This is a genomic window from Streptomyces sp. NPDC040622 (assembly GCF_055593965.1).
Genome location: NZ_JBVIXD010000013.1, coordinates 222,910 through 229,222 on the forward strand (window position 1 = coordinate 222,910; position 6,313 = coordinate 229,222).

Genomic DNA, 6,313 nt, shown 5'->3' on the forward strand with positions numbered 1-6,313 from the left:
CCAGCCCTCGGGCACACATCCGTCGGACATCCGTGAGCGGCGACCCCCCTCCGGCCGTGGAACAATCGGACCGGCTCACAAGTACCAATAGCGAGCAGGAGACACAGCGCGATGCGTATCGGAATTCTCACCGCGGGCGGCGACTGCCCCGGCCTCAACGCAGTGATCCGGTCGGTCGTGCACCGCGCCGTGACGCACTACGGCGACGAGGTCATCGGCTTCGAGGACGGCTACGCGGGCCTGCTCGACGGGCGCTACCGCCCCCTCGACCTCAACGCCGTCAGCGGCATCCTGGCCCGCGGCGGCACCATCCTCGGCTCCTCCCGCCTGGAGCGCGACCTCTTCCGCGCGGCCTGCGACAACGCCAAGGAGCTCATCGAGAAGAGCGGCTTCGACGCGCTCATCCCGATCGGCGGCGAGGGCACCCTGACGGCGGCACGCATGCTGTCGGATGCGGGCGTGCCGGTCGTCGGCGTCCCCAAGACCATCGACAACGACATCTCCTCCACGGACCGCACCTTCGGCTTCGACACCGCGGTCGGCGTGGCCACCGAGGCGATGGACCGCCTCAAGACCACGGCCGAGTCCCACCAGCGCGTCATGGTGGTCGAGGTCATGGGCCGCCACGCGGGCTGGATCGCCCTGGAGTCCGGCATGGCGGGCGGCGCGCACGGCATCTGCCTGCCCGAACGCCCCTTCGACCCCGCCGACCTGGTCGCCCTGGTCGAGGAGCGCTTCGCGCGCGGCAAGAAGTTCGCGGTGATCTGCGTGGCCGAGGGCGCGCACCCGCAGGACGGCACGATGGCCTACGGCAAGGGCGCGATCGACCAGTTCGGCCACGAGCGCTTCCAGGGCATCGGCACGGCTCTCGCCTACGAGCTGGAGTCCCGCCTCGGCAAGGAGGCCAAGCCGGTCATCCTGGGCCACGTCCAGCGCGGCGGCACTCCGACGGCCTACGACCGCGTCCTCGCGACCCGCTTCGGCTGGCACGCGGTGGAGGCGGCGCACCGCGAGGAGTACGGCAAGATGACGGCGCTGCGCGGCACGGACATCACGATGGTGCCGCTCGCGGAGGCGGTCACGGAGCTCAAGACGGTCCCGAAGGACCGGATGGACGAGGCGGAGTCGGTCTTCTAGCCCGGCCCCCGCGGTCCTTTGGTCCGCGCCGGCCCCGGGGCCTCAGCCCCGCCCGCCGCGGACCAAGGACCAGAAATGTTCGAGGATCCGGTCCAGGAAGTCCCGCCCGGCCTCCCCGGACGCGTCCGAACCGGCCCCGCCGCCCCAGCTGAGCGTGCGCGCCATCCGTGACTGGTAGTCGTCGTGCATCTGCCGCAGCACGTCCTCGATGTGCCGCCGCTCCACGGGCAGCAGCTTGACGACCGGCCGGACGTACCCCTGCCAGCGCGTGCTGACGGCGCTGCGCAGCAACTCGGCGAGCGTGTCGGCCCGCCCCGTCACGGTGACGAAATCGGGCAGTGCGAGCTCCAGGACCCGGGCGAGGGCGGCCGACTGCCGCTCGTTCCCGCGCCAGGTGCTGGTCTCCTCCATCCGCAGATACGCCTGAATCTCCACGCCGGCCGCCCGCGCCACGTCCTCCGGCGCGAGCCCGCGCGCGAGCCGGTGCTCACGCAGGGTCCGCGCGGCCCCCATGAGCTCCCCCGGCGAACACCACAGGGTCGCGGCCAGCGCGGTGAGCTCGGCGGACGTGGGCGACGCGAGGCCCCGCTCCCAGGCGGCGACGGTGTCGGCGGTGACGTGAGTGAGCCCGTAACTGGCCCGTATCCCGTAGGCGACATGCCCGTGCGCCATCCCGAGCGCCTCCCGCAGGCGCCGGGCGGCGGGGAAGTTGAAAGGGGGCGTGGGCTGGTGCGGCGGTCGGCTCGATTGCACGGGCACACCGTAGGCGCCCGTGGGGGTGGTGACTACGGTGTGTTTCTACGAGGGTGCGGATTGGTGGGAAGGTACGGGGGCGGCGGCCGTGGCGTGCCGGTCGGCCCGGCCTGTCGGACTCAGCGAGTGGCAGGGGGCGAAAGCAACGTCTCCAGTGCGTGCCCGTACGCCCGGAACAGGGGGCGGGCCTCGGGGTGAGCCGTGGAACTGGGGAGCAGCAGATCGGCGAGGAATCCGGTGCGCCACATCCTGAAGACGGTCCGCGAGGCGGTGACGGGATCGTCGTCGAGCGCCCCGGCGACCAGTCCCGCTCCGATCCGCACCGCCTCGGCGATCAGCGGCGCGCCCCGGGACACGTCGGGGCCGCGGGCGATCGCCGCGTTGACCAGTTCCTGGAGGAATCGCGTCAGCTGGAGGTCGGCTCCCGCGCGGCTCATCCGCCGTACGGGGGCGGGCTCCGCGAGCAGGGGCGACACGTCCTCGTACAGGGAGGACCACATCAGCAGCGACGGTACTTCCACGGGGTGATCGCGCAGATAGCCCAACTCGTCGAAGATCCCCATCGTCGGGCCGCCGAAGTCACCGATGTCCCGGATCACTTCCAGCAGGCGGGTCACGTCGGACCGGTGTGCCGATACGAATGAGGCGATGGACGCGTCGGCCGGCGACCACGTTCCCGTCGTGGAGACCGCGCCGATCTCCACGATCCCGCCGAGCGGACCGAAGATCGAACGGCCGAGCACGCTCTCCGAGATGTTCCACTCCGCCTGGCTCAACTGGACTGACCTTTCTAGAAGTTCCCGGCCACGTTCTGCATGAACGCCTCGCCCATCGGCAGCACCCGTGGCGACCCGGCGTTCAGAATGTCCACGTCGTCCTGTGTGTTCACGAAGTACTCCGGCTGGTTTCCGGCAGGCCCCTCGTGCTGCCTGAGCCAGCGATCGGCGTGTGCCCGCGGCACTTCGGTGCGCACGACATGACCGCCCGGCCCAGCGTACTGGTTGGCCGCCCGCAGGAAATCGTCCGTCAGATAGACCCCGGCGTCCGGTGTGTACGGCCGGGAGTCGCCCACTGCCCTCGGCAGTGAGAACGCGTCGCCGTGCCAGTTCTGCGAGCCGTGGTACAGGACCACGTTCTCGTCGTACCCGGAGAGGCCGTAGGGGTCGATCTGGCGGAACGGGTTGGCGACGTACCCATAGGGGTCGGGACCCGGCTCCAGGCCGAGTGGGTCGAGCGTGGTGTACCGGGCGGCCTCGGGGTCGTAGTGACGCTGGAAGTTGTAGTGCCAGCCCGTCTCCGGGTCGTGGTACTGACCGGGGAAGCGCAGCGGTGTGTACGCCGTGCCGTGCGCGGGCCAGGAGGTGAGACCCCAGACCGTCCGCCGGGTGCGCCACGCCACGTCGCCGTCCTCACCGATGAGTTCGGTGGGGGTTCCGACGATGTCGGTGACGATGGCGAAGAACCGGGAGTCGATCTCCTCCTGGGTGGCTTCGTCGAGCAGCCGCTCCGTCTGGGCGATGGCGCGCAACCCGTCGTAGTCCCACGTCAGCGTGACGAGGTGGGGCAGGTCGGATGCGGTGGTCGTCTGTTCGGCGAGCAGGGGGCCGTCCCACGTGAAGTCGGTCCGCTCCACGACGTTGTCCGCCTCGTCGAGCCGCAGCTTCGCCTGGCGCCGCCCCAGCGGATCGTACAGATAGCGCCAGGTGGTCCCGTCCGGCGTCGTCACGGCCGTGAGCCGGTCCTCGCCGTCCCAGGTGTACCGCCATGCGTCCGGCTTCCTCGACTCCCGGCGCTTGCGCCGTACGACGACACGCCCCGCCGCGTCGTACTCGTAGCGCACCGCCCCCGCACGCGTCAGCCGGGTGCCGGCGAAGCGCCGCTCGCCCCGCGCGTCAGGGCCCGGGTGTCGCTCGGGCCACTCGGCGGCGGTCAGCTGACCCGCCGCGTCATAGGCGTAGCGCTCGGTCCAGTCGTGGCCGCTGACGCCGGTGATCCGCCCCGTCGGGTCGAGCCCCAGAGCGATACGGCCAAGCAGCGGGTCCTCGATGCCGGAGACGAAACCGTCGGGCCGGTAGGTGTAGTCCCGGTTCTGGACGACGGTGTCTCCGGCCGTCACCGTCTGCGTGAGAGGACGGCCGACCGGGTCCCACGTCTGGGTGACCGCGAGGGAGCCGCCCACCAGCCGCTCGATCTCCTGGCCGTTCGCGGCGTGGGCGAAGGACAGTTCGTGCCCCGAGGTGTCCAGCCGGGTCGCCCGGCCCACCGGGTCGTAGGCGTGCCGGGCCACGGCGCCCGTCGGTGTGGTGCGTCGTATGCACCGCCCCCTGGCGTCGTAGCCGAACGCCAGCGTCCGGTCGTCCGTCCGCTCGGTGAGCACCCGCCCGCGCGGATCCCGCTCCCACGTCAGTGTTGAGTCCGGTCCGACGGCGCGCACAAGCCTCCCCGCGCGGTCGTACGTGAACGTGGTCTGCCGTCCGTCGACGTCCTTGGCCACCGGCCGGCCCAGGACGTCGTAGGCGAAGCGGACCGACTGCCCCTGCGGGTTCGTGCGCTTCACAAGCCGCCCCGCGGCGTCGCGCGCGTAGCTGGTGAGCCGGTCGTCGAAGTCGGACTCGGCCACCAGGTGCCCGGCGGCGTCGTACTCGTAGTTCCAGGTCAGACCGTGCGGGTCGGTTACCTGGGTGAGGCGCAGTGAGGCGTCGTGCCGGAACTCGTGGCGGGCCCCGTCCGGCCCCGTCCGTGCGCTGACCAGATCGAAGTGGGTGTACTCGAAGGCCGAGACCCCGCCGTTGGCGTCGGTGCTGCGGACGCAGTTGCCCTCGCCGTCGTACTCCCAGGTCTGCTCGGTCCCGTCCGCGGAGAGCACGCGCGCGATCTTGCCCTCGACGGTCCACCACATCCGCGTCGTCGCGCCGAGCGGATCGGTGACCTCGGTGAGGCGCCCGAAGGCGTCGTAGGAGCGGGTGGTCCGTTCGCCGAGCGGGCTCAGGATCTCGACGGGGAGGCCCGCGGCATCGCACCGCACCCGGGTGGTGGCGCCCAGCGGGTCGGTGATCGTCAGCGGTCGGCCTGCCGCGTCGTGGGTGAACCGGGTCGTCGCGAGGTCGGGCCCGGTGAGCGCCACGCGGTTGCCCCGCTCGTCGTACTCGTGTTCCCACACGGAGCCGTCGGCGGTCACCACCCGCACCGGCAGGCCGAGTTCGTCGTACTCGGTGCTGCTCTCGGCCCCGTCGGGGCGGATGACCTGGACGGGCCTGCCGTACGCGTCGTTTCTGAACTCCGTGGTGTGCCCGCAGCGGTCGGTCCAGGAGACGAGGTGATGATGCGTGTCGTACGCGCTCCGCGTCACCGCGCCGATCGCGTCGACCTCCGCGACGACCTGGTACTGCTCATTGATGACGAAGCGGGATACGGCTCCCTCCGCGGTGGTGAGCGTGGTGACGTGGCAGCCGGGCCACGCGGGGTCGGTCCCGTCGTAGTCGAGGGTGAGGGCGAGGTGGCCGCCCGCACCGCCCTCGGCGACACAGCGGTCCTGGTCGTCGTAGGTGTACTCGTAGCGGCTGTGATTGGTGTCCGTCCAGGACGTGACGCGCAGCCGCTCGTCGTAGGTGAACTTCAGCGGCAGACCGGAAGAGTTGACCGTCCCGGTGAGGTTTCCGTCGGTGTAGCGATATTCCTTGACGGTCCTGTCCGAGCCGTCGTCGGCCGCTCCCACGAGGCGCAGAGCGGTGATCCGTTCGTCCTCGACCTCCAGCGTGAGGTGATAGCCGCCGGAGTGCCGGATCGCGAGCGGAGTGCCGTCGCCGTCGTAGTCGAAGTCGATGGTGTTGCCGTTGCGGTCGGCAACGCGTTCGAGCAGCGCGAGGCCCTCGTGCGGAGGGCCGAAGAAGCGGCACTGCCCCGTCAGGAGATCGTCGATGCGATAGCCGCCGTCGTCCGTGCGGACGAGGGGCCGGCGCGGGCCGACCTCCGGCAGTACCGGTGCCCCGGGCCCTTCGGGGTGCGGATAGGCGAGGAGCAGACCGTCCTCGGTGACGAAGACGACGCCTTCTTCGTCGACTTCGAGGCGCTGGTCGATGGTGGAGGACCAAGAGGGTCCGAACCACCAGCCGGTGCGGTAGTCGGAGGCGACGCGCCGGGTGAAGGTCAGTGGCAGGACGCCGGGCAGGTCGATGTCGGTCTGTGGCAGGAACATCTGGCCGGTGGCCAGGTCGACGGGGTCGGTCAGCTTCTTCCATACGGCCTTGGCGTTACGGGCGAACGCGTCTTTGCCGCGGCCGAGCATGCTACGGGCACTCTTCAGCCCTTTGAGGCCACCCTTGAGCCCCTTCATCCCCTTGGCGAGTTTCGCGGCGGTGGTGATGCCCTTGGCGCCGGGTATGCAGTCCATGGCGGCGAAGGCCACGTCCATGAGCGTGGCTTG

Annotated in this window: 4 protein-coding genes; 1 reads left to right on the forward strand and 3 read right to left on the reverse strand. The window is 70.8% G+C overall.

Annotated features, from left to right (window positions below):
* Nucleotides 1-111 precede the first annotated feature (111 nt).
* Entirely contained in the window at nucleotides 112-1,137 is a 1,026-nt protein-coding gene (locus ACZ592_RS33850; RefSeq protein ID WP_471585517.1) for a 6-phosphofructokinase, read from the forward strand.
* A 42-nt stretch (nucleotides 1,138-1,179) separates the two neighbouring features.
* On the opposite strand, the gene ACZ592_RS33855 is transcribed toward ACZ592_RS33850, so the two are convergent.
* The 3 genes from ACZ592_RS33855 to ACZ592_RS33865 all read right to left on the reverse strand — a co-directional run.
* The gene (locus ACZ592_RS33855) at nucleotides 1,180-1,896 is read right to left on the reverse strand and encodes a helix-turn-helix domain-containing protein (protein ID WP_471585518.1); all 717 of its coding nucleotides are present in this window, start codon (nucleotides 1,894-1,896) and stop codon (nucleotides 1,180-1,182) included.
* Nucleotides 1,897-2,009: 113 nt separating this feature from the next.
* Complete coding sequence (locus tag ACZ592_RS33860; RefSeq protein WP_471585519.1) at nucleotides 2,010-2,666, reverse strand: hypothetical protein; 657 nt, start codon at nucleotides 2,664-2,666, stop codon at nucleotides 2,010-2,012.
* Between the two features lie 14 nt (nucleotides 2,667-2,680).
* Nucleotides 2,681-6,313 (reverse strand): DUF6531 domain-containing protein (locus tag ACZ592_RS33865; RefSeq protein ID WP_471585520.1); only part of this gene is annotated, 3,633 nt, incomplete at its 5' end.

Coding starts and splice junctions, on each gene's coding strand:
- ACZ592_RS33850 (WP_471585517.1), top strand. CDS start 112: ATGCGTATCGGAATTCTCACCGCGGGCGGCGACTGCCCCGGCCTCAAC.